Origin of the sequence: Bacillus sp. DJP31 (assembly GCF_049310945.1) — a bacterium.
Lineage (GTDB): Bacteria > Bacillota > Bacilli > Bacillales > SA4 > Bacillus_BS.
Genome location: NZ_JBMERO010000006.1, coordinates 149630 through 173324, shown reverse-complemented (window position 1 = coordinate 173324; position 23695 = coordinate 149630). Strand labels below are relative to the sequence as shown.

At 37.8% G+C, this 23695-nt stretch carries 29 protein-coding genes and 1 riboswitch; of the genes, 10 read left to right on the top strand and 19 right to left on the bottom strand.

Annotated features, from left to right (window positions below):
- The first annotated feature begins 130 nt into the window (after positions 1-130).
- The 5 genes from ACOI1C_RS08335 (at position 131) to ACOI1C_RS08315 (ending at position 3354) form a co-directional block, all read left to right on the top strand.
- The gene (locus ACOI1C_RS08335) at positions 131-859 is read left to right on the top strand and encodes an alpha/beta hydrolase (protein ID WP_422509830.1); all 729 of its coding nucleotides are present in this window, start codon (positions 131-133) and stop codon (positions 857-859) included.
- Between the two features lie 95 nt (positions 860-954).
- Positions 955-1470: a YjcG family protein gene (locus ACOI1C_RS08330; RefSeq protein WP_422509828.1), complete on the top strand. Its 516-nt coding sequence runs from the start codon at positions 955-957 to the stop codon at positions 1468-1470.
- Between the two features lie 2 nt (positions 1471-1472).
- Positions 1473-1895: a GNAT family N-acetyltransferase gene (locus tag ACOI1C_RS08325; RefSeq protein ID WP_422509826.1), complete on the top strand. Its 423-nt coding sequence runs from the start codon at positions 1473-1475 to the stop codon at positions 1893-1895.
- Positions 1896-2024: 129 nt separating this feature from the next.
- Positions 2025-2456, top strand: a complete 432-nt coding sequence (gene tnpA, locus ACOI1C_RS08320) for an IS200/IS605 family transposase (protein ID WP_422509824.1) — start codon at positions 2025-2027, stop codon at positions 2454-2456.
- A 223-nt stretch (positions 2457-2679) separates the two neighbouring features.
- Positions 2680-3354 carry a DUF421 domain-containing protein gene (locus tag ACOI1C_RS08315; protein ID WP_422509822.1) on the top strand — a complete coding sequence of 225 codons (675 nt, stop codon included), beginning with the start codon at positions 2680-2682 and terminating at the stop codon, positions 3352-3354.
- Between the two features lie 54 nt (positions 3355-3408).
- On the opposite strand, the gene ACOI1C_RS08310 is transcribed toward ACOI1C_RS08315, so the two are convergent.
- The 7 genes from ACOI1C_RS08310 to ACOI1C_RS08280 form a co-directional block, all read right to left on the bottom strand.
- The gene (locus ACOI1C_RS08310) at positions 3409-3690 is read right to left on the bottom strand and encodes a hypothetical protein (protein WP_422509820.1); all 282 of its coding nucleotides are present in this window, start codon (positions 3688-3690) and stop codon (positions 3409-3411) included.
- A 266-nt stretch (positions 3691-3956) separates the two neighbouring features.
- Entirely contained in the window at positions 3957-4046 is a 90-nt protein-coding gene (locus ACOI1C_RS08305; RefSeq protein WP_422509818.1) for a YjcZ family sporulation protein, read from the bottom strand.
- Between the two features lie 187 nt (positions 4047-4233).
- Complete coding sequence (locus ACOI1C_RS08300) at positions 4234-5094, bottom strand: DUF421 domain-containing protein (RefSeq protein ID WP_422509816.1); 861 nt, start codon at positions 5092-5094, stop codon at positions 4234-4236.
- A 15-nt stretch (positions 5095-5109) separates the two neighbouring features.
- Positions 5110-5466 (bottom strand): stage V sporulation protein AE, encoded by a 357-nt coding sequence (gene spoVAE, locus ACOI1C_RS08295; RefSeq protein WP_422509814.1) that lies wholly within the window; start codon positions 5464-5466, stop codon positions 5110-5112.
- Positions 5466-6479: a stage V sporulation protein AD gene (gene spoVAD / locus ACOI1C_RS08290; RefSeq protein WP_422509812.1), complete on the bottom strand. Its 1014-nt coding sequence runs from the start codon at positions 6477-6479 to the stop codon at positions 5466-5468. The genes spoVAE and spoVAD overlap by 1 nt, the downstream gene beginning before the upstream one ends.
- Positions 6480-6959: a stage V sporulation protein AC gene (gene spoVAC / locus ACOI1C_RS08285; RefSeq protein ID WP_422509810.1), complete on the bottom strand. Its 480-nt coding sequence runs from the start codon at positions 6957-6959 to the stop codon at positions 6480-6482.
- Between the two features lie 22 nt (positions 6960-6981).
- The gene (locus ACOI1C_RS08280; protein WP_422509809.1) at positions 6982-7446 is read right to left on the bottom strand and encodes a YhcN/YlaJ family sporulation lipoprotein; all 465 of its coding nucleotides are present in this window, start codon (positions 7444-7446) and stop codon (positions 6982-6984) included.
- Between the two features lie 172 nt (positions 7447-7618).
- On the opposite strand from ACOI1C_RS08280, the gene ACOI1C_RS08275 reads away from it, so the two are divergent.
- On the top strand, positions 7619-8500 hold the full coding sequence (locus tag ACOI1C_RS08275) for a vanadium-dependent haloperoxidase (protein ID WP_422509807.1): 882 nt from the start codon (positions 7619-7621) through the stop codon (positions 8498-8500).
- A 281-nt stretch (positions 8501-8781) separates the two neighbouring features.
- On the opposite strand, the gene ACOI1C_RS08270 is transcribed toward ACOI1C_RS08275, so the two are convergent.
- From ACOI1C_RS08270 to ACOI1C_RS08240, 7 genes are all read right to left on the bottom strand, one after another.
- The gene (locus ACOI1C_RS08270) at positions 8782-9138 is read right to left on the bottom strand and encodes a DUF1360 domain-containing protein (protein ID WP_422509805.1); all 357 of its coding nucleotides are present in this window, start codon (positions 9136-9138) and stop codon (positions 8782-8784) included.
- Between the two features lie 501 nt (positions 9139-9639).
- Positions 9640-9861 (bottom strand): hypothetical protein, encoded by a 222-nt coding sequence (locus ACOI1C_RS08265; protein WP_422509803.1) that lies wholly within the window; start codon positions 9859-9861, stop codon positions 9640-9642.
- 102 nt (positions 9862-9963) lie between these two features.
- Positions 9964-10809, bottom strand: a complete 846-nt coding sequence (locus tag ACOI1C_RS08260; RefSeq protein WP_422509801.1) for a bifunctional 5,10-methylenetetrahydrofolate dehydrogenase/5,10-methenyltetrahydrofolate cyclohydrolase — start codon at positions 10807-10809, stop codon at positions 9964-9966.
- 46 nt (positions 10810-10855) lie between these two features.
- Positions 10856-10940, bottom strand: a riboswitch (ZMP/ZTP riboswitch).
- 210 nt (positions 10941-11150) lie between these two features.
- Positions 11151-12182, bottom strand: coding sequence for a YheC/YheD family protein (locus ACOI1C_RS08255; RefSeq protein ID WP_422509799.1), 1032 nt, complete (start codon positions 12180-12182; stop codon positions 11151-11153).
- Between the two features lie 6 nt (positions 12183-12188).
- Entirely contained in the window at positions 12189-13412 is a 1224-nt protein-coding gene (locus tag ACOI1C_RS08250) for an ATP-grasp domain-containing protein (protein ID WP_422509797.1), read from the bottom strand.
- A gap of 97 nt (positions 13413-13509) precedes the next feature.
- Entirely contained in the window at positions 13510-13962 is a 453-nt protein-coding gene (locus ACOI1C_RS08245) for a CotY/CotZ family spore coat protein (protein ID WP_422509795.1), read from the bottom strand.
- Between the two features lie 70 nt (positions 13963-14032).
- Complete coding sequence (locus ACOI1C_RS08240; RefSeq protein WP_422509793.1) at positions 14033-15046, bottom strand: YheC/YheD family protein; 1014 nt, start codon at positions 15044-15046, stop codon at positions 14033-14035.
- A 261-nt stretch (positions 15047-15307) separates the two neighbouring features.
- Here ACOI1C_RS08240 and ACOI1C_RS08235 point away from each other — a divergent pair, with 261 nt between their 5' ends.
- From ACOI1C_RS08235 to ACOI1C_RS08220, 4 genes are all read left to right on the top strand, one after another.
- The gene (locus ACOI1C_RS08235) at positions 15308-15478 is read left to right on the top strand and encodes a hypothetical protein (RefSeq protein WP_422509791.1); all 171 of its coding nucleotides are present in this window, start codon (positions 15308-15310) and stop codon (positions 15476-15478) included.
- 151 nt (positions 15479-15629) lie between these two features.
- Entirely contained in the window at positions 15630-15992 is a 363-nt protein-coding gene (locus ACOI1C_RS08230) for a hypothetical protein (protein WP_422509790.1), read from the top strand.
- 18 nt (positions 15993-16010) lie between these two features.
- Positions 16011-16553 carry a hypothetical protein gene (locus ACOI1C_RS08225; RefSeq protein ID WP_422509788.1) on the top strand — a complete coding sequence of 181 codons (543 nt, stop codon included), beginning with the start codon at positions 16011-16013 and terminating at the stop codon, positions 16551-16553.
- A 50-nt stretch (positions 16554-16603) separates the two neighbouring features.
- Positions 16604-17488 carry a hypothetical protein gene (locus ACOI1C_RS08220; protein ID WP_422509786.1) on the top strand — a complete coding sequence of 295 codons (885 nt, stop codon included), beginning with the start codon at positions 16604-16606 and terminating at the stop codon, positions 17486-17488.
- Positions 17489-17567: 79 nt separating this feature from the next.
- Here ACOI1C_RS08220 and ACOI1C_RS08215 read toward each other — a convergent pair whose 3' ends face one another.
- From ACOI1C_RS08215 to ACOI1C_RS08195, 5 genes are all read right to left on the bottom strand, one after another.
- Positions 17568-18335 carry a hypothetical protein gene (locus tag ACOI1C_RS08215; protein WP_422509784.1) on the bottom strand — a complete coding sequence of 256 codons (768 nt, stop codon included), beginning with the start codon at positions 18333-18335 and terminating at the stop codon, positions 17568-17570.
- Positions 18336-18554: 219 nt separating this feature from the next.
- Entirely contained in the window at positions 18555-22199 is a 3645-nt protein-coding gene (locus ACOI1C_RS08210; protein ID WP_422509782.1) for a copper oxidase, read from the bottom strand.
- Between the two features lie 18 nt (positions 22200-22217).
- Positions 22218-22514, bottom strand: coding sequence for a hypothetical protein (locus ACOI1C_RS08205; protein WP_422509780.1), 297 nt, complete (start codon positions 22512-22514; stop codon positions 22218-22220).
- 15 nt (positions 22515-22529) lie between these two features.
- Positions 22530-22820, bottom strand: a complete 291-nt coding sequence (locus ACOI1C_RS08200; protein ID WP_422509778.1) for a hypothetical protein — start codon at positions 22818-22820, stop codon at positions 22530-22532.
- Between the two features lie 95 nt (positions 22821-22915).
- A complete protein-coding gene (locus ACOI1C_RS08195) occupies positions 22916-23686 on the bottom strand; it encodes a hypothetical protein (RefSeq protein ID WP_422509776.1) in 771 nt (256 codons plus the stop codon).
- Between the last annotated feature and the right edge of the window lie 9 nt (positions 23687-23695).

The following is a 23695-nucleotide window of genomic DNA, read 5'->3' as shown; positions in this document are numbered from 1 at the left end:
TAAAGTTCGTCAAATCCTCGCACGAGAAATCACTTAGACTTTTATGCTAGAATGAGGGTATAAAAATATATTTGCTTGCTTAAATTCACACAGATTTGTAAAAGCTACATTCATTGGAGGAAGACATTACATGAAACAACGCAAAGGCACAATGGAGGAAATTACGATCTCAAGTATTGCATTAGGAGAAGATCTAACTTTTCAACTTTATAAGCCTTCTAATTACTCTACTTTATACAAATATCATCTTCTTATTGCTCAGGATGGTCAGGACTATTTTAACCTAGGACGTATGGCTCGGATAACTGAAGAATTGTTAGAAGATCATAGTATTCCAAACACAATTCTTGTTGGGATTCCCTATAAAGATGTCCAAGATCGACGAGATAAATATCATCCAGATGGAAAACAGCACAATGCTTACATACGTTTTTTAGCACATGAACTCGTTCCTTACCTTGACAATCACTACCCGACCTACCAAATGGGTCGAGGCAGAGCCTTAATTGGTGATTCTCTGGGTGGAACTGTTTCTCTATTAGCGGGCTTACAATACCCTCATACATTCGGGAAAATTGCCATGCAATCTCCTTTCATTAACGAATCTATAAAAAATAAAGTCATACATTTTCAATCCCCACATTTATTGCAGTTGTATCATGTTATTGGCACCATGGAAACGGCAGTTGAAACAACAGATGGTAAAGTCAAAGACTTCCTCACTCCTAATAGAGAGCTAGCTGAAGTAATTCACTCTAAAGGCTTTGAGTCATTCTTTGACGAGTTCGATGGAGACCATACCTGGACCTACTGGCAACCCGATTTAAGGAGAGCTTTAAAATATATCCTTAAGGATTAGTGTTCTATATTTTGAAAATTTGGTATAATGTTATCTAACATGAATGACCAAAATACTTTTCATCAAAAATGTATCTACTTGAAGGAGGTTAACCTATGAAATATGGAATTGCTTTATTTCCATCTAGAAAACTACAAGATTTAGTAAATTCTTATCGTAAGCGTTATGACACGAACTATGCACTGATCCCCCCCCATGTCACGTTAAAGAGTGGTTTTGAGGCTTCGGAAGACACAATTAAAGGAATAGCTCTAGAACTACATAAAATTGCAGCAGACATAAAGCCTTTTAATTTGAAGGTATACAAAGTAAGCTCTTTCCACCCTGTAAACAATGTCATTTACCTAGGTATTGAATCAACATCTGAGCTTGAAGAACTTCATAATAAAATGCATTCAGGTGCTTTTCCAACGGAGCGAGAATATGCGTATGTTCCGCACATTACAATAGGTCAAAAACTTTCAGATGACGAGCATTCAGATGTAGTGAATTCATTAAAAATGATGGATTTCAAACATGAAGAAATGGTTGATCGTTTTCAGTTGCTTTATCAATTAGAGAACGGTTCATGGACTGTTTATGAAACATTCCATCTTGGAAAGGAATGTTAACCTTGAAAGTTTTAGTGGTTTCGACGAAGAAAGAGTTTGAAGATGCCCTCCACGTAAGACGTGTTGTGTTCATAGAAGAACAGCAAGTACCAGAAGACGAAGAAATTGATCAATATGAAGATGAGTGTACACATGTTGTGGTGTACACTCAAAATCAACCGGTTGCGGCTGGGAGGCTACGTAACTATGATGGGATTGGTAAGATGGAGAGAATTTGCGTTATAGAATCACATCGAAAACTCGGTCTTGGTAAAGTAGTGATGGATCAACTCGAACTGCTAGCTAAAGAAAAAGGGTTCCAGAAACTAAAACTGAATGCACAAACCCATGCAGAAGCCTTCTATGAAGGACTTGGCTACCAAACTGTATCTGACATCTTTATGGATGCTGGCATCCCTCATGTTACGATGATTAAACAAATTTAATGAAAAGGATGCTATTTTTTATAGCATCCTTTGTTTAATTTACAAATGCGTGGTTTAAATCCACCGTCTTTAGACGGTATACGCTTTTAGCCTTATCTTTAAATGTCCATACTACAATAGAGGTGAAGTATGGACGGTTATCAAAAAAGTAGTCATGCTGTATTTGATATAAAATACCACGTTATCTGGGTCACAAAATATAGGTATAAGGTTTTCCATGGTCCAATTGCCAAAAGAACGCGAGAGCTAATAAGGCAAGGATGCGAAGCCAGAGGGTTCACTTTTCAGCAGGGAAGTGTGGGCAAAGGTCACATCCACCTGTTATTATCGTGTCCTCCAAGCCTTGCGCCAAGTAAGATTATGCAGTACCTAAAAGGACAATCATCCAGGCTTATACAAGATGAATTTCCAGAACTAAAGAAAAGATTCTGGGGACAACATTTGTGGGCAAGAGGGTACTTCTGTGCAACAGTTGGCAATGTCACTGAGGAAATTATTAGAAACTATATAGCTAACCAGTTTAGTGAGGGAAAAGATGAAATATTCAAGATTGAAGAATGAGTTTAGTCTAATTTAGTATGCTTTTAGCACAAGGACTTTGAGAAGACTTCAGTCTTGATATACGACTTTAGTCGTTGACATTTATGTCTAAATCCACCTGCTTTAGCAGGTGGTCGTTTAATTAATTGGTTTGGTTGATATTTCTACTTCGTCCTAATTTTTTCTCATAATTCTTTCATTCCCAGTACATCCTATTGATGAGTATGTGAGGATGGTGTCGAAAATGGATTTCATAGGAATTACCCTTAAATTAGTGATTGGATACATCGTACTAATGGTTACCACCAAAATCCTAGGGAAAACCCAAATTAATCAATTAACCCCTTTTGATTTTATATCTGCTTTAGTACTGGGGGAGTTAGTTGGAGGTGCCGTACACGATAAAGATCTCGATTATTTACATGTTATCTATGTTGTGGCGATTTGGGGATTTCTGATTTTCATTACTGAATTTATTACACAGAAATTCAAAAATACTAGGTCTCTACTAGAGGGAAGACCTGCCATTGTTATTCACAAAGGTAAAATAAATTATAAGGCATTAAAATCCAATAAGCTCGACTTAAATCAACTTCTAAACTTATTACGTAAAAAGGATGTCTTCTCAGTTAGAGAGGTTGAATTTGCCATCTTAGAATCAGATGGAACCGCTAGTGTGTTAAAGAAGTCTTACTTCGATAAGCCAACAAGAGCTGACTTAAACCTCAAAGAAAAACCCGTATACTTACCTATTGCTTTTGTCAGTGATGGAGAAATTATTGGAAATAACCTCAAAGAGGCTGGTTTCAATGAGGAGTGGCTTAGAAGCCAGCTTCAAGTTCATGGCTGTAACCGTGTTTCTGATTGCTTATATGCAGAGTGGAAAGAGGGAGAATCTCTTCATGTTATTAAGTACTAGGGGTCTTACTTATGTAATTTTCAAATCTATTAGTAAGGAAACTATGACTACAAATTAAATATACTCGTTTATATGTCTACCTTTTCCTGTAATTTCGGAAAGTAAATGGTAGTTCATTGCCGAAGCCTGTATAAGTGTATTCTTTTTTCTAGCTGACCTTGTTAGGTTTGAAGCTACTTCAATAAATTCGTGTGATTCACGATGTTCATCATTTAGCTTCTTCTCCATCGTTGCTTTTACTACAGAATTTATTACAAAAGGAGATTTTGTGGATTTCAACATCCTGTTTGCATACTGTATATACTGAAATTGAGTAATTGGTAGAATATAACCCATCCTTGTCTCCTCCTTTAGTTTTTATTGTTTTAAATTATTCGAACTTATCCTTTAGTTTATGACTGTATTACAATGAAGTTCTCATTTTGAATGCCTCGTAATTATAAGCTAAATTTTCCAAAAACATTGACGGAATCTGGAGCGAAAGCTGTAGAAAGAAGGAATCACAGTAAAAATTATTCGACAATCAACTCTTCACCTATCAGAAATTCTTTATCATTTAAAATCAAAAAACGGTCTTCTATTCGAAGACCGAAAAATTAGCATTAGTTATAGTAAACCGCACCAACGATGACCAACAGGATAAATAGTACAACGATTAATGCGAAACTATCACCATAGTCATATCCACCCATACTTATACCTCCTTATCTTTCAAGAGGAGAACCCTCGGTTCACTAATAAGATATGCTGGTACATAACAAAAGAACTGGACAAGAGTAGAGGGCTAGTGTGGATTTTTTTAGACAAATTACTATAACAAATAAGGCGGTAGGGTTCATAGAACCCTACCGCCTTATTTGTTAATGTATCCCGCTTTCTTTATTTTTTCTGATTATTAGTTACTTCTAGGATCAGTTGATCGATGTTATCTGCGTATTGCTTGTATAGAACTTTAGCATTTTGATTTTTTGTTTGTAGGGAAAAGAGTTCGAGATCTACTTTACATTTTGTCATTGATGCAAAGAGAAGCTCTGTTGCAACCGGTTCTGAAACCTCTCGTTTGTCATCATATAAATCTATGTGAAGTTTACCGTATGTGTCAACTTCACCAAGGAAGATCTGTTTTGGTTCAACACCTATTTTCTCTAACTCACTATCTAGCCATTCACGTCTTAATTGGAGGGCGCTTAAAGAATCATCAAGTACACTTCCATCCATTATCACAACTTGGGGCTCTTTTTCTTCTTTTGGGTTTTGAACGAGATCCCCTACAGTTACTGGCTGATATTTCTTTTTTAATAACACACTTAATTGACCTGTTGGCTCATATGTAGCAAACTCCACCTCTGAAGCTCGAAAGACACCTTTTGGGCGAAGCATTTCCATTAATTCATCTGCTGTAATTTTCTCTTTTTTTAAATTACCTTCCAATATCTTTCCATCTCGTATAAATACACTACTCTTACCTTCGACAAAATCTCGTAATTTCTTGTTTTTTCCTACGAAACGATCTATTAGAAAAGGGAACATTGTCCAACATAATATAGCAGCTAGTCCATGTGTATATGGGATGTTGACATCTACCGAAAGTGTTCCAGCAAAATCTGCAATGGTTAGTCCAATTATCGTTTCAAAAAAAGATAGCTCTGATAATTGTTTTCTACCTAAGACTTTCAAAATAAAAAATAGGGCTACTAAAATGGAGACAGAACGTATAATGACCTCGGTCCACTCTGGCATGGATGATCAAGCCTCCTACCCCTTCGGCTTGAACAAAAGTGCTCCGATAAATGCGAAGATAATGGCTGCCGATATTCCGGAACTTGTCACTTCAAACATACCTGTCAATACACCAACGAGTCCATGCTTCTCTGCTTCTTCTAAGGCTCCATGAACTAAAGAGTTACCAAAACTTGTTATGGGAATAGTTGCACCTGCTCCTGCAAAGGCAATTAATGGTTCGTACAAACCAAACCCATCCAGAATAGCTCCAGCTACAACAAGTGTGCTTAATGTATGGGCTGGAGTGAGCTTTAACACATCAAACATAATCTGGCCAATGACACAGATAGCTCCTCCAACAACAAATGCCCAAAAGAATGTAGCGAGCATTATGAATCACCTCCATATTCAATCGAAACGGCATGAGCAATACACGGAATGGATTCTTTCTGCTGGAAAGTTAAAGGAGAAAGTAAGGCACCTGTTGCCACTACTAATATCCGTTTTAGTTCTCCTCTTCTCATCCGGTTTAAGAAATGCCCATATAGAACAGTTGCTGAACAGCCTGCTCCACTTCCCCCAGCTAGTACTGGCTGATTGTCCTTGTAAACTAGGGTTCCACAATCCTGAAATTGCTCTGCTGTAATTCCAACTTCATGCTCAGTCATTAAATCTAGGGCAACTTTTCTACCAACTCTCCCAAGATCGCCGGTGATTATTAGATCGTAGTAGGATGGATCAAGATTTCGTTCATTTAGATGGGCTTTAATCGTATCAACAGCAGCCGGTGCCATCGCTCCTCCCATATTAAACGGATCTGTTAGTCCCATGTCTACAACCTTACCAATCGTAGCTGATGTCACACGCGGTCCTTGCCCACTTCTTCCTAAAACACATGCCCCTGCACCTGTTACCGTCCATTGAGCAGTTGGTGGCTTTTGACCACCATATTCTGTTGGATAACGGAATTGTTTTTCAACTGCTGAGTTGTGGCTAGAGGCTGCTGTGACAACATGTTCGGCTCCGCCATGATTGACCATGAATGCCCCTAATGCAAGTCCCTCCATAGATGTGGCACAGGCACTGAATAAACCAAAATAAGGAATTCCCATTCCCCTCGCTGCAAAACTTGAAGGTGTGATTTGATTGATTAAATCTCCAGCTAAAAGAAATTGAATATCGTTATTCTTTAAATTTGCTTTTTCTATGGACTTCTTAATGGAGTCTTCTAGTAAAACTCTATGTGCCTTTTCATAAGTGTCTTCCCCTAGCCAGAGATCCTGGTACAATCGATCAAAATCATCTGTCAAATTTCCATTGGCTTCAAAAGGACCACCCACAGCAGCAGATGATACAATAACAGGTTGGTTCTCAAACACCCATGTACGATGCATTTGGTTCATTTAGAGTCCACCCCATGTTGTAAATATTGTTTTAATTAATGCGACAACAAATGCTGAAAATGTACCAAATAGAACAACTGATCCCGCTAGCTTAAACAGGTTGCCTCCTACCCCCAAGACAAATCCTTCTGTTCTATGTTCAATTGCGGCTGAAATGACCGCATTTCCAAATCCAGTGACAGGAACGGCACTACCAGCACCAGCAAATTGGGCAATTCGATCATACACACCAAAACCAGTTAACAGCATGGAGAAAAAAATCATGGTCGCAACAGTTGGGTTTCCAACTGTCATTTCCGTAAAATCAAAATAGGTCATATAAAAAAGAGAGACGGCTTGTCCTATGGAACATATAAGTCCCCCAACCAAAAAGGCTTTCATGCAATTCATTAAAACAGGACGCTTCAATTCTCGTTTTTTTTGAAACTGTTGATATTCTTCTTGTGTTGGCGTCAGTGCTTTCTTTTTTTCATCTGCCATATCCATTACCTCTTTCTATGTGTTAGGTTTTTTCCAAGGAGAGTTCTTTAATTTTTTGAAGACGCATTTTAATTGCTTCCTCAGTAAGCGAGCTTTCTTCATTTTTTAACTTTTTTAATTCCATTAATATCTTCAGATCATGTGAGACGACGATAATTTCATTGGGATTACTTTTTTCTAAGTCTCGTTTCACTTTATCTTCAATCTTCTTAACTTTAAACTCCTGAAACTTTTTCACATTAAACCCAACAAACAGCTGCATATCATGGTGTATGGCGATGACTTCATTAATCTCCTTATATTCTAGGATTTGTTGTTTTGCTCGTTTAGCAACTGCGTTTTCTGTTAGGCTCTCGTATTGTAAAGAGCCATTAGTTGATACATTTGTCGGCTTAATCTTACTTTGGCTTTGTTGGTCTTTCCCCTGTTCATCACTACAAGCAACTAAACAAAAGAATACACATGACACCAGTAATCCTTTTTTCATGATCAATCATCCTTCATATATGTTCTAAAAACTGATGAAAAGTACATAATTTAGCATGTGTTTTTCTTATTAGATTTATAAGGAAACATTTCTTCCAATATTAGGTGTTTGCACATGCTATTCTTTATCTTCAGCATAAAAATACTTTATAACGATAAATGGAGGAAGAATGATGTCATTTAAAAAATGGTCAGAAACACCCTATGCAGGTGAGTCAAAACCACCTCGTAGCGGGGTAGAACCACAGGCTGGTAGTTGGCCTTTAACCTATCTATTAAGAGATGATGAGGGAGATTTCCTTGATCCTGATGGTACGAGAATAAAGCTTGCTATTAAGAAGCCAGAGACAATTGATTGGAATCAACAATTGCGAATTGTTCAAGGCGTGGATCAAAATCTAACTGAAGAGGAAAAGTTAATTGCCACTTACTGGGGAACTGGAGTACCGACTAAACAATTTACACCTATGATGGATATATTAATTGACACATATGCTGTCTCACCACCAAGAGCAACAAGAATGCTAGCCGCATTACAGGATGGATTAAACGATGCATTTATTGTAACTTGGAATTTGAAGTACAAATGGGATGTTGCTAGACCTAATCAATTTGATTCCAATTTAACCACATTTCTATGTACACCAAATTTCCCAGCCTACCCATCAGGTCATTCTGTTGGTGCAGGTTGCACGGAAGAGATCTTGAATTATTTCTTCCCTGCTGAAAGTAGAAAAAATCATCGTTTAGCAGAGGAAAATGCACAATCTCGTTTATATGCACTTGTCCATTTTCCTATTGATAACTCTGAGGGACTTCGTTTAGGTCGTCAATTAGGAAGGTTAATCGTAAAAGAACTGAAAAAACAAAAAGATGGAAACCTTCGTCCTATTGATCAACCTTATACACGATCCAAAAACGCAAAGATAAATCCTGATTTAGAACAACAAGCCATTCCTTATGATTTCCCAACAGGCTGTAACTCATTACTAAGAGACAATCAAACAGTGGAATCTGACAATGGCTCACAAAATAAGCCGAAGCTGTATTATTAAAGAGGGTTCCACCCCTCTTTTAAATACTGAAATAGAAAAAACAGGCTCAAAATGAACCTGTTTTCTTATTGTTGTTGCTCTCGTCTCTTTCTACCACAGCCGCACCCTTTTTTCTTTACTTTTTGCTCGGTATTTGCTAAAGGAGCTTGTTTAACATTTGTGGAGGTTTGTTTTTTCTGCATTTTACTTCCCCCTAATAGTAGTATCAAACCTTTAATATCATATGCTTGTGATCATTTTGTCGTTACGAAACATTACCAAAACAGGCTTTTGTTCTGCCATTACTCGTCATCAGACAATTTTAGAACAATCGTTTCAATGATTGCAGCACACCCGGCGATAGCAAGAATCATGATTAATGGTTCTGTCCCCGTTGGCCAAAGAAACCAAGCTACATATAAAAAAGCTGCACACCAAATCCCTGTACACCAGTAACAGTTTAAAAGCTCACCAAACCACTTCTGTATTCCTTTTCCTTTTATGACGATATAAGTAGAAGAACTCCCATCCTCTTGTGTTTCCGTGATTTCTTCATGAAACGGTTTTCGAAGAAATGTTGTTATGTTGTCAAATACGATCAATCGAGTTAATCGGAAGCTTGCCAAGCTTAAAAGAAAAAAATGTAACAATGTCACCATACCGCACTCCTTTTCAGGTCAAACTGAATGGTAAAGTTTATACAACTTCATGCCCACATAGAACTATCTGATACCATGATCATTTATAAACTATTCAGCTAGTACATGTTTGGTTCCCTAAAAAATAAAAAAAGACAGAAAGACAAAGTTTCTGTCTCCCTATCTTTTCAAGCCTTTATGAATAAAATAAAAAACCAATCTATTGCATACAAAGAAAAAAATAAAACCTATAAATGAGTAGCTATGTGTCCAATTGTCTAATGAGAACATGCCAAAGTAATCGAAAATAGATTTAACAACTAGGCAAAAAACAAAGAAGCGATGATGGAAGCAATTAGATAGGATTTCCACGAGTTAAAATATTGATAGAGAATCATACACGACACTGGGATGATGACAAGATCGGCTGGGAAAAGTGGTGGTATCATCGAAAATAACTTATCAGGATACCCCTATAGTTAGAGGTCTACCCCAATTACATCTGTTATGGTTGCGATCATACTAATAGAAGAAACCGAACGAAAAGATCTCAAAGAATCTGCTTTTATCAACAATTTTCCACCATAAGATATAAGGTAAAATCGTTGCCATTAGTAACACCCACCAAGTAGGTGAAAAGAGATCATCATGCTTCCAATGCTCAATAGTGAGATCACTTAGTTTTCTCAGGGCATCTTGAATGTCATGATAGGTTGGTATTTGCAGCAGGATCCAAGCCTTCATAAAACTCTCCTAATCAACACGCTTTTTTACTATTATTCGAATCAGGAGATACTTTATGTAAGCGTTTCGACAAAATCCTACAATTCATCAGATGTATATCTTTTACTTTTTCGCTCTCAGTTCTGCTGAATCAACCGTATGCTTAAGTAGCATTGAGATTGTGACTGGTCCTACTCCCCCAGGTACTGGAGTAATGGCACTTGCTTTCTCAAAACAAGCCTCATAATCCACATCCCCAATATTACCTTCATTATAACCGGCATCCAATATCACAGCCCCTTCCTTTATCCAATCTCCTTGTATAAAGTTCGGTCTTCCAACTGCTGCGACTATAATATCAGCTTGCTTTACGATTTCAACAAGGTTTTGTGTTTTCGAATGACAGGTCGTGACAGTTGCATCACGATTTAATAACATAATGGAAGCAGGCTTTCCAAGGATCGGACTTCTCCCAACAACTACAGCATGCTTACCTTCAATTTGAATATTATAGTAATCGAGGATCGTCATAATAGCTGCTGGAGTGCAGCAAGGATACTTCCCAAAGCCAAAGGCAAGTTGACCGAATCCATAGCTCGTTACACCGTCAACATCCTTTCTCAGATCAATTGCTTCGAATGCTGTACGTTCGTCAATTTGAGGTGGTACCGGATGCTGTAGCAATATTCCATCAACGTTAACATCAAGATTTAGCTCTTCAATGCACTGTACCAATTCCTCAGTTGTTGTTTCTATTGGTAAATGTATCCGCTTTGAAACGATGCCTAATTTTTCGCAAGTGTTCCCTTTCATTCTTACATATGTAGCTGAAGATGGATCGTCCCCTACTAATATCGTGGCTAAACATGGAGTAATCCCGTTTTCCTTTAGCTTCATTACTCGGTCATGTAAATTTTTTTTAATATGTTCAGATACTTCAATTCCGTCTAAAATGAATGTCGTATTCATTGCACCCTCCTGCCCCCTTAAAATGGTAAAAGGCAAGGAAATCCCTTACCTCTGCCCAGACGACCGGCTCTACCCTCTGGCGCAGCTCCCTCGTGGTCTCTTCCACATTGTCGTCAGTTACTGCGGGTTTATACAAAAAGCGAAAGCGCCCCTTTTAGCCTCAGGAATAGCAAATGTTTTCAAGACATAAAGGCGCTTTATGCCTTTTTAGCTTGAGGTTATTTGACCTCAGGTGGGCTGGGTGCTTGCGCTAGATTCAATACACGTCCCATAAAAATATTTTAATTATTGTTTATAAAACTAATTGTAACACAAAAAATCCGAATAAACAATTAAATATATCATTTTTCGTTCGTCTTTACACCTGCTAGAAACACAGCATATTGTATCATATTTCGAGCAACATCTAGTTCTAGACTGTAGGTCGGAGGGGTTCCTGGTCTCCAATTCACTTCATAAATCCATGCTTTTCGGTTTTCATCAATTCCAACATCGATCCCTAATTCATCAAGAGGCTTTTCATACAATTTATCAAAGTGAGTAGCAAAGCTTAAGGCAAAATGCTCTAAATATCGTTTCATATTAAAATAGTCATCATCATATTCAATTCGCAAGAAATCTTCGACTATATTGGTATAACCACCACTACTTATATTCGATACAATTCCCTTTACTGTAACCCTTGGATAAATGGAGGTGATGACCCATTCTCCAAATCCATCTTTTTGAACATGTAAACGAAAGTCAAATGGATTACCGTCTTTGGTCACAGATTTAATATAAGGCTGTACGACCCACTTATTTATTAGCAATAGATCCATCACATACTGCCCAAATTGTTTGGCGTTTAGGAATATTTCCTTTCTCCTTACCAATATTCGGTATTCTTGACTAGTAAGCTTTTCGAAAAGAACAATATTCTCACCTTTTCTACCTGAAACAGGCTTCATGACAATCTTGTCATATCTTTCGAAAAACTTCGTTATGGTTCGCAATGCAGACACCGACTCCGTTGGGATTAAATAGTGTAGGAAGTCTTTGCCTTTTTTTATACGCTTATACACACTCATCTTATTGCCGATTGAAAAACTCGTAAAAGGTACCCATTCTCTTAATAAACGATCTACCTCTGATTGTAGCTCACTGTCTGCACCACCTGCATTGTAAATGACATCTGGGTATGAAAAGGTGCCAAGGATCCAACTTCCATTCTCATATTTGTAGCCTTCTATTTTTTTTGACTCGGTATTAACCTTTCCAAATGAAAAATAAAAAAATTCAATTCCTTCCATTTTTGCTGCTGCAGCATAGGCATAAGCCTTTATAACTGTACTAGGATGTTTACGAAAGTGGAGCATCCCGATAGTAGTCACGTAATGTCACTCCTGTTCCTCAATATAAAACTTGATTTCCCTTGCGGCCGAGAGTGTTAGTATCCCAGCTTCAGCTTTAGAATCAGCTGAAGCCATAACATAGCCATACCGTTGCCCCATTGAAACTGGAGGTGCGATAAACATTCCTTTTCGAGGTTTAATATAGACTTCTTTAATACCTTCAAAGCTTAATGCACGGCTTTTTCCAACAACCTTGATCAATCTACCTTTTGAGCTGGAGGTGATATAATGAGTGTATACGTACTTCTCCGATTTACGTTCTAGAGAGAATGGAAGTCCAAGGTATATCTTGATGGTTTCTTCTACTAAGTTAATCCCAAAGCTGTGATATATCATTGAATTCATGGCTCCACCAGAAATCCGAGGATTCACTTCAATTAATTTCCAATGTCCGTGCTTTTGTCTGAGTTCAAAATGACAGGTTCCCTTTTTCATACCTAGAGTAGTAATGATTGAGGTTAAAGCCTCTTTTAGATCAGAGAGAAATTCCATTTCTAGCTTCGGAATGACATAATAGCCTGTAATAATAAACCTCTCACCTTTTGTAACCTCTTGCTCAATTACCGCGACTATTTCTACTTCACCGTTTAGTATGACAGTCTCAACTAGCCATTGTGGCCCATCAATATATTCCTCAAGTAAGAGCTCTCGGTTATTACCATTATTTACCAATGATAGAATGGCAGCTTTTAATTCAGTTCGTGTTTCAGCAAGGATAACATCCTTTGAACCAGTGGAAATTGGTGATTTTACAATAACCGGTAGCTCGAGCTTTGAATTGTCTAAGAACGTTTCAAGTAATCCTTCATTTGAATAAATCTCAAAATGAAGACTCTCATCACAGTCCTTCAATGCCATTCGAGTTAGAACTTTATCCTCCATGATCTCTATAGCGGAAGCAGTAAATCCCTCTATTTCAAATCGGGTAGAAAGCTTGGTGGCAATGTGAACAAATGGATCAACAAAACTCAGTATTCCACGGACTATTTTCCCTTGACTCTCAAGACGATAAAGTCGAGCAATCATTTCTTCCTCGTCCAATGTATTTATATAGATCATCTCATGCACATCATAAAACTCAATACGCTGATGAAGTAACTTTTTACGGCTTGTAAAAAGAATTGTATAATACCCTAGCCTCTCAGCTGCTTTTATCGCGTCCCGACTAGAGCCTGATTTGTTTGTTTCAATAAAAACAAATGCATTCAACTCTGTCACCTACTTTTTGAGATAGTGTATTGTAGTTAGATACAAATAAAAAGGGTAATGATCTAAAAAAATCATACCCTTTTTCTTTTACTAATCTTCACCACTTCGGCTCAACCACAGGAAGCTTTCGGTTCACCAAACGAGGATCTGCAAATTGAATTCCGCAAAATTTTTCGATATTTAGGGTTAAGCAACAACGAGTTCTTTCCAAACGGTACACTTCACTTATGCAAGAAGCGATTTCACCATCTATATCTAACGGAAGTAAGAAACTAACCGTTAAGCAGCACCCCTGAGCGTTAACATCCTCTATTCGAAAAAACACCGTCTTAAAGCCAAGAACCCTGTGTCCTCTTGAACTATATATAAAACCTAATCCTTCAAAAAACGATCCTGAATCCCCTTCTGTTAGTAATAAGAATGGGATTGTATCCTCCCCCATTTTGCCAGGGAGCATTGTTCTAAAATAAGAAGACATAAAATCATAAAAGGTGTCTTGTAGGTTTTTGGTTTCAGTTAGTATGGTGCATAAGTGTTTGCCGCCACTCATTTCAAATTCCCCCGTAAAAAGCATCCTTATATAACATATGCATTGGGCATTCGACCAGTGACTTCTTAGCCTAGATTTTGTTTTTCGCTAAATACATAGCATAATCAATCAAATATTTAGCTGTTTCAAGCTCACGATTTCTGCAACCAGGTCTCCAATTCACTTCAAACAGCTTTAACTGATTTCCATTCTGTAATCCAACGTCAATTCCTAGTTCATCAAACTGGCATTCATATAATTTTTCGAAATTCATTGGAAATTCTAGCGCTAGACTTTCTAAGCTTCTATATATCCTTTGGTAGGTGATTGGATATTCCTCTTTTAAAAAATCAAATAAGCTTGTACGGTACCCTCCACTATGAATATTACTTACAATGCCCTCTCTTTTACCGATTCTAGGATAAATTTCATTTATACTCCACACTCCCGTTCCATTTTTCTGAATGTGGATTCGAAAATCGAAGGGGTTACCATTCTTTGTTTTACAATGTATATAGGGCTGTAAAATATAGGACCGCGTTGAAAGCCTCTTTTGAATTCTTTTGTTTGCTTCCTCTATACTGACTTCTTCTGTTTTACTATTCTCTGTTAGTAGTAAACTCTCAGGCTTCTGTTCTACAAACATGATTTCCTTACCTTTACTGCCTTTTTTAGGTTTAATAACAACACTTTCATATTCGAAAATATATTCCATAACCTCATGACCCTTACTTACTTCATGAGAAGGGATTAGTACGTCTTCAAATTTCCCGGAATTTTGCATTCTTTTATAAACGGAAAACTTATTTCCAATTGGATGACTTGTAAAGGGAATCTTCTTTTTTAGTTCTCGGTAGATTTTCCTTTCAGACCGATTTCTTGGGGAACAAGCATTATAAATGACATCTGGAAAAGGAAAATGCCTTTCAATCCATTCTCCATTTTCATGAATATGACCAATAATGTACTCAGGATCAAGCTTTACATTATTTAATGTAAAGTAATAAAACATAGAACCTTCCATTTTTGCTACTGCTGCGCAAGCATACGCCTTCCTTACTGTATCAGGGTCCTTCCGTCGATAGAGCATGCCTATAATGGTCATCTTGCATATCTCTCCTTATTACGACAATTCACCTTCACCCGTCCAAATTACCTATTAACGCTTCATTCTATCGTATTACATTCCAAGAAATTGGTGTATGCTGCCAGAACAATCAATCTATCCTCTATGGTGAGAAATATTTTAAAGCAGTTGGATACACGTACCTGTCCGTTTATTTTTCTTCACATAAAATAGTGTATCTAGCCACGAAAAGAGGTGAAAGTATGAGCAAAAAGAAGAAAAAATGCAAGAAACATCACCATGATCCTTGTTGTAAATCTCTTTGCTGCCGTCCAAAATCCTATTGTAATTTCCGATGTCACTCATTCTGTGAATGTGATCGTTGTCGTCCTGTATGTGATTTCCGTCATGACTATTGGAAGCCTGATTGTTTTAAGCAGAGTTGTCACGGATATTATTAAAGATGATTGAGAGTGAACAGATTTTTGTTCTCTCTTCCTTTAGGTTGGATTAATTAGAGGATAATTCTAATTATTTTCTGTCAATCAAGGGCATGTGTACCTTTCCATATACTTGAAAAACCATAAACTATAGTATGTCAATGATAGGAGGACTTATCAGAATGTCATTACATTATTATTCACAACAAAAGTGTAGCTGCAATCTTAGCCACCACAGTCATCAGCATCATCATGATAATCAAAGGAACCAATTTTGTACCTGTGATACCCACTCAAATTATGACAAACGGACAAGAAATAACTTGTGTGAAGTCACTCGAACACCAATCAGGCATCATCATCATGGCACACACCGAGTGCTTAACCCACTTCCTAAAAGACATGGTGGTTCTTTAATAGATACTTTATGTCATGATCGAGTTCATCATCAGCATCATCATTCTGAACATAATCATGGAAAAGGCATTCAAATTCACCCAAATGACAATGGTTCAGGTCAAAAAAGTGTCATAATCTTTATGTAACTAAGGAGGAACTCTAGAATGAGTCATAATTGTCATTCATGTGGAAATGTTAAACGCGATCATCACTATGATCATCATGGACACTGTGATGTTAGAAATCACCACCATAATTCTTTTGGACATCATGATCAATTCGAACACCATCATGGCTATCATGGTTACAATGGTCACCATGGCCGCAAAGATATTTGTGATCGCTTTATTTGCGACGACGACTTTCGACTTCGTTTAGGTGGTCTTCAAGGCGGACTAAACTTCCGTATGCGACAGCTAATTGGCTGTGTCGTCGTGATGGAATTAGAGAGTGGAAAGAAAATCAAGGCAAAGCTTTGTTATGTAGGAACTGATTTTGTCGAAGTTAAGGTTATTAAAGTTTTAGAAGCAGAACTTGTAGAAGCAGAAGAAGCTGTAGTTGAAAAAAAGCCTAAACGCAGAAGAAGAAAGAAAAAGAAGAACTGTCACTTAAAAGCAATGATTATTCCCTTTGCAGGTATAAGTTTTGTTGAAATAGAAGATAAATGTGACCACGACTTCTTCTGTGACTGTCATCATAAACACTAATACTCTAATCAGCCGTCTTTAGATAGCTCTTCTGACGGTTTACATATACTATGAAAGGTGGTGCAAAAAAACATATGGATTGCCTTATTCATCAAATAGAAAAAGTAATGAAAGCTCAAAGAAGGCTTGAAAATTTTGTTTGTAAGCCTAACTTCCTACTTGGTTTTACATTTAATCTCACAGACGGTTCTGCTCTCCAAGTATATGGGAATATCGAAAAAAAGCCATTTCAAACTAATTGTTTTCAGATCAAGCATATTGATCTAGAAAATCACTGTATCTTTGCATTACCAATTAATAAAGACTATCCAAATATGACTGTAGTTGAAAGAATCACTTTAAATGCTCGAGATCTTTGTAGTGTTGAAGTATGTAAGATAAAATTGAGCTTCTCTGAAAAGCATTCAATCGAAAAGAGAGCAGAAGGCAAAGTAGAAACGACCGCAAAAAGGGATCGTTCAATGCAAAGAGTTAAAAATCTTAAAAGATATCAACATCTAATTCCAGTTTTTCCAACTGTTGATCTTCATTTTAAAAACGGTTTATTCCAAAAAAAGAATAAAAATAATTTCTCACTTTCAAAGGAAAATCTTTTTAAGCGATATAAGCACTTGATTCAAATGGTTCCAACTGCTCCTCCTATAAATGAAATCACTAATGTTGCTATAGGTTCAGAAAAGAAAAATAGAGTATACTCTCTCAATAAGGAAAAAAAATTTAAGAAATATATCCAAATGACTCCAGTGTATCCATCCTTTAAGACGCATGTAATAGATCCGAGGAATGAAGTTGTAATCCCTAAGATGGAAAATGATACCCTTCTTTCCGTTAAATCTACTATACCTTCTAAAAAGAAACGCTCCTCCAAACATGACTATAAATATATGATTATCCCATTTACCCAAATTATGAATATTGAAGAGTTTACAGACTAAGAAAACAGTAGCATTTGTTCTCTTGGTTTTTTTCTCACTAAAAAACTTGTGTAAATCACTACACAAGTTTTTTTATTCTTTACCTCTTTTTAGCTAAAGGAGGTCTAGTAGCAATCACCATTTTACACACTTTTTCAAAAGGAATTTCACGTTTCTTCCCTTTCATTTTAAGCGTTAGGGATTCTTCATGAACCTCATTAATTGTACCTCTCATTTGTATTCCTTCCATAACAACCCTAACTTTTTCCCCTACAAGTAGTAGAAGGTAGATTTTAAGTCTTAGTCTATAAAATAATTGGATGAGCTCTGGAGAAGAAGAGACGACTGCTCCAAAATTATAGGTTAGCTCTCTTCTAAAGCAAGGATCAATATCTTGTAATCTTCTTTTTTCATCTGGTTCAGCAAAGCGATTATCGAGTCTTATAAATTGAATTTTCTCGAAAGGAACGATAATCTCTCTTTTTCCTCTTCGTAAAACAACGAAATCAAAACCAACTAAACATACACGTCCCCTTGTAAAAATGTTTCGAACTGGATTCTGTATTCCCAAGCAGACTAGTACCACTTTTACATATTGTCCGACTAATCCATCAAATGCAGCTTGAAAGACCTCATCTGATGTTCTTTCCTCTGATAGAGCTAGATCTAGCAATCGTTTATTAGCCTTATCTATTTTTCTATCAAGAACCTCTAACTCTTCAAGAGGTAAGCAGCTGTTAGCTGATGGATACTTTGGTGTTTTTATTCGTTCCGGGCAGCATTGCTCGGGAATACAAAAATCATCTGGAGCATTCGCCGGAACAAATTCCGGGCAACGAAAATCTTCACAACCTTGTTTTATTGACATGTTTTGTCACCACCTTTTTAGAAAAGCGCAAGCGCTTTGTTTAGCCTCTGGCATAGCAAATGTTCTAATAGCGAAGAAAAGGGTGATCTTCCCTTTTATTTGATTCAGGTTATTTGACCTCAGGCGGGCTAGACGCTGGAGCTAGATCATTTCCCTAGTTAAGAAACATATAAATTCTGATATTAATAAACTGAGGGGGATTTCTCCCCCCCTTATAAACTAAAATTCCAATGGTGGAAGATGTGGACGAGGCTTACCATGAACTCGCATAATTCCCCACATCCCTTGTTCTATATCCCATAGAATGTTACCGGAGCGATACATATAGTCACCTGGGAATCCATAGAACCCTCCTGCTCCACCGATTAGCTCTAAATCCCTTGCTTCCCCAATTACACTAAATCCTACAAAGGATTCAATTCTGGAATTCAAGTCTTTATTATCAAATCTCCAATAATGTCCATGAAGATGGAAGGTATGAGCACGTCTTCGCTCGGCTGGTTGGACTAATCGAATGATAACCGGATCCCCAACATAGGCTTCAAACACAGGTGTTGCAGGATCACCATGTACCTCAGAGCTAAATAATTTACTTAAATCCGGGACGTCGTTATATCGGTTGATGAGACGTTCCGTTCGATAGTTAAAGCCTCTCGATCCCTGATCGTACGTGTCAACCTCTTCCACTTCACCTTCTGGAGCTAACAATATGCCATCTGTCGGGTCAATGATGACTTGCCCAGCCTTATCAAACAACCGAACCCCGTCTTGCATAAGCAGAACAAACTCACGAATATTCGGTAGGAATGGGTTAAAGAGGATAACGTTTGCTCCTGAACTTACAGGCTCTAATGTGTAAGGATCAAGATATTCCGTTCCTCTTGGCTCCGCTATAAAGGCACCAAATGCTCCCTGTGAACGATGATTTCGAATGTCTGCCATATCCCACATTGGACATGATCCAACCGCTACATCGACAAACCAGCTGTACGTAATGGATTCTCCTGGTCCAACCGTTTGGTCTGGGTTAAAGCCAATTGTCTGCCCTCCAGATGTTTTCACATCATAATCCAAGAGCTTCGGGTGAAGAGAGATTCTGACAGAAGGGGGATAAAAGGCTTGCTCTTTTACCTGTGGATATGGGTAGATTCCATCTTTAAATTCAAAGCGATCGAATTCTAGCATACTCGTTAGTGTAACAAGTATTTCGTCTCCAACATTTCCACGAATCACTAATGGTTCTGGGTTTTTATTACCATATAAGATATCGTCCATTTCTTCTCTAAGGGCAAATATTATGCCAAACGGATCATGTTCACCAAAGGCCGGGTTAAAGACGATTTTAGTTTGAAATGCTACTATATCAAAGCGTTTGATTGGACTTCCTGGAGGTGCAACGCTAACAGGAGATAAAGGCATAGCAGGTGGTTTCCCTGTTCCTTCAGGTAATGCTTTCGTTCGTATAGGTGGCAATGGACGGTCTGGCAATGGAATGAGATCTGTTACTTCTTCATCATAAGCCCGGATTAATCCCCAAAGTCCATTCCATAAATCCTCTTCATCCTCAAAAGTCCACAGATAATCTCCTGCTCTTGGGATATAGGTCTCTAAGGTGAATGATTCAGAGATTCCGATATGTTGCTGAGCTTTTAATTCGGAATCCAAATCTTTTCTTTCAGATAACCACTTTAAACCGTGTAAATTAAAGCTGTGTGACTCTTCTTGAGCACCTTGAAGAAGGCGTATACGGATTGGGTCTCCTTCGTATGCTTTAAAAATAGGAGTAACTGGGTCTCCTTTGACAAAGGAACTAAATGAATAGGCTGGATCCTTATCCTCACCAAGTCTAAATTGAAGTGGTTCATTTTTATAATTAACGCCAAACACCCCTGGATCGTCCTGAGAGCCTGGATATTCTGGTGCTTGAATAGGTTTCCCATCCTTCGTAAACAACAGGGCGAAGTCTTGAGCAAATAGGGAAAAGTCGCGGTAATTTGGAATTATTGGGTTAATAGCTGTAATTTGTGTTCCTCGTTTTGTCTCTAGACCTGTCACAGAATCAATTAAGTCTGTAAATCTCGGATGAATGACTCCTGATGCGAAGCAACCATGCTGTTGGTGAGATGTCGCAAACAAATGATCATGAATAAACCATGCCTTTAATTCTACATCTGCAAAATATTCATATCGAATGGTCTCACCAGGTAAGACACTAGAATCATAGTTCCATCCTACATTTGCGCCGTCATTGACAAGTACATCAAATTTTACGAAGTGAATATGCATACCCGTTTCATATGTTCTTGTTACTAACTGGAAGGCATCTCCATCTAGAATATGTGGGACTCGGTTTGTATAGTTAATTCGTAAACACGTATTTGCTTGTGCATGGAATACCAATGGTTCTGGCATCTTTCTTCCGGAACAAACATCTTCAATGTCTTCATCTAAAATTAATATCCGTCCTTTTGGATCATTCCACCCCTGCCTGTTATACACAAGGGGAAGTTCTATAAGTGAAACATTGAACTCTCTAATATTTGGATTTTGTAAACAAGGATCTGCGAATACTGCACCAGGCCTTGCATTTGGTACAAAGGCATTTACTTCAAGCTCAGTTGATTCTCTTCCACCAATAATTCCTAGCGGCGGTCTTGGGGCTTTACACCCCACTTTTCCAGGTATAAAGTTTGGAAACCCTGGGCGCTCTTTTGTTGGTCTTGGAGGGGCAGGCCGATCTGGTAATGGCTTTAGTGCTGCAATAGGGACACCATTCGGGTAGCACCCGCTACCATCCTGCAACGTATCAAATACTCGGTTTATTCCCCACATACCCGCTTCAAAATGAGGATATAAGTGACAGTGAATGATTGCATCTCCGTATGAACCTTGCAAGCTTCCTAATCCGTAAAAAGGCTGAATATTATAATGAGACTGTGGACTAGTTGCTTGAGAATCAAATAGCTCAGAATTCACGTTTTGAGGATCTCTTGCCCATTGGTGAACATGATAGTGGAACACATGTGTTTCTTTTACCCCACCATGAATGAGACGAATTTGGGCTGGATCTCCCAAATACCCTTTTAGAATCGGTGTAGCCGGATCTCCGAATACCCAAGAATCGTGGTGAACCTCTTCCCCTTCACAATCTGGACAGACGACCCCTTCGTCTATAAGTCGTTTTCGGTTTCTTAATGGTTCATACCGATAGTTAACCGCATGAACAGACTCCGACTCTTGACCAGTTGTCGGATCAAGTGGACGGTTCCCTGTTAGATCATCAGCTTCTAGTTCATCCAGGAAAATCCAAGCGTATTCTCGGAATGAAGGCAGTAATGGGTTATGAACATCCGCATATACACCACTATTTAACTCTCCTCCGGTAACCGGATCTGTCCACCATGAACCTCTCTTCTCAACAAATAGAGCTCCCCATAAGCCGTGTATATTAGACCCGTTTTCACTACTTGAAGGATTTCCAAGATCTGAAATATAATAAATACCTTCAATAGTTGTTTTTAAACGATATAATATTCTTCCTCCTGTTGGAACGGTTGTATCTTTATTAAAACCTACATCTGCACCATCTGAAGTTAGAACATCATAGTCCGCCTCTTGAAAATGCATACTGGTAGCAAACGGAAGTTTATTTTCAAATAAGATGTCCACCGTATCTCCAGCATTTGCACGTATTATTAAAGGCTGAACGAGTTCTACAGGAGTAAATGGATTCTTCTTGACAAGTTTTTTGACTTTACTCTCGTTTTCTTTTAAAACATACATATTCCCGTTCGGATCATGATCACCAAAATTATTGAGGACAATCCGGATCGGAATGGCAACTACATGATAGCTGCGCTTCATCTCGTGACCTCCTTTCTATCAATCTCGTAACACTGGGATCTGCGGCTCACCTGGACGTTCAATATAAAAGACTTCAATTGAGTGGATATGAATGTGCCAATCTCTGTTTTCTAGTTGAGCATAATGAGTAGTCTCGACATCAAGGACAACAAAGTCATCAACAACCAACTTTATTAAACCAATAAATAAATACGGAAAAGCAGGGGTGAGTAAGAAAACCTTATGACCAATCCCATCTTGAAAATGTTCAATAAGTGCTGTGTCATGGATAGCATTGATATCCACAGGTACTGATCCAGATTGATTATTTAACATGGTTTCTAGCCTCCTTTATGTTAATGGGAAAATCATATTACAATCAAAATCTGTCGTTAAGTTATTTATTTTTTCGAATGGAATACTTAAAGGTGTAGGAAATTCAAAAAATGGTGCATTTACCATTTTGATAGTGACTGGAAACAATGTCACATGTCCTAGCTCAACCTCAACAATTGTTCCACAAAAGATTGGACGAAAGGTTTGCCCTAATAAGTTTAATTGACTCGATTCTGTGATAACTAATATCTGCTTCCCAAGCATTTCAAGTAAGTCTCGATATAGTGGGTCCTGTGATTGACTCATGAAGTTGCCTCCCTGAAAAAGTATTTGGTACATGTAACTATATACCTAGCATATTCACCCTACTAAAATGTGTATAAACAATTAGACTATTCACATTAGATTTTAAATGCCCAATTCACAATTTTTGTAACAACTTGAGTGAAACGAATGGTTTTAACAAATGTCACTTCCTTAATAGGTATTTCCACTTTGTTTCGTAGTTGCTTTAGTTGGATGGTTTTACTGTTTACCTCAAGTATTTTCCCAACCACTGTTTGGTTACCATACGTCAACTCGACCCACGATTCCCTCCAAGTATTTAAATTAGTCCTCAACGTCTCTTCATAAAATAACTGCTTCAACGCGTCCTTCTTGTATACTGTATTTCCGAAGCTTTGAACGAGCTTCGTTCTCATATCATTGTCATATAAAAAATGCTGATGGGTGTTTGAAAACGTAGGAACACCCGTCGGAATATTTGCTGATTCAATTGTAGAATACGGAATCCACATACGCTTTTTTAGATCTGTTAACATGACAAAGTCTCTACCAACAGCTGTCACTTTTCCTTTTAGAGTTAAAAGTGACTCCTTCTTCATTAATTTAACCAGGACCTCTTGATTCCGCTTCATCTTAAAAAATTTACCCAACATTAATCGTTTTTTCCGTTTAGGATCAGCATTGGAGACATTAAATAGGTTTTTTTGCTCCATATATTCCGTCAATAAGCGGTTTTCTTCTAATGAAGTTGAGCTTACTGGGGACGAGAAGCCCTCTTCTTCCTCTCCTAAGCTATAGCTCATTTCCTGCTTTCGATCTACAAGCTTTTCACGTTCTTCCCACATTCTTCTTTGAATATATTCATCTAGCTTAATTGACTCCTTCATATTGAATCC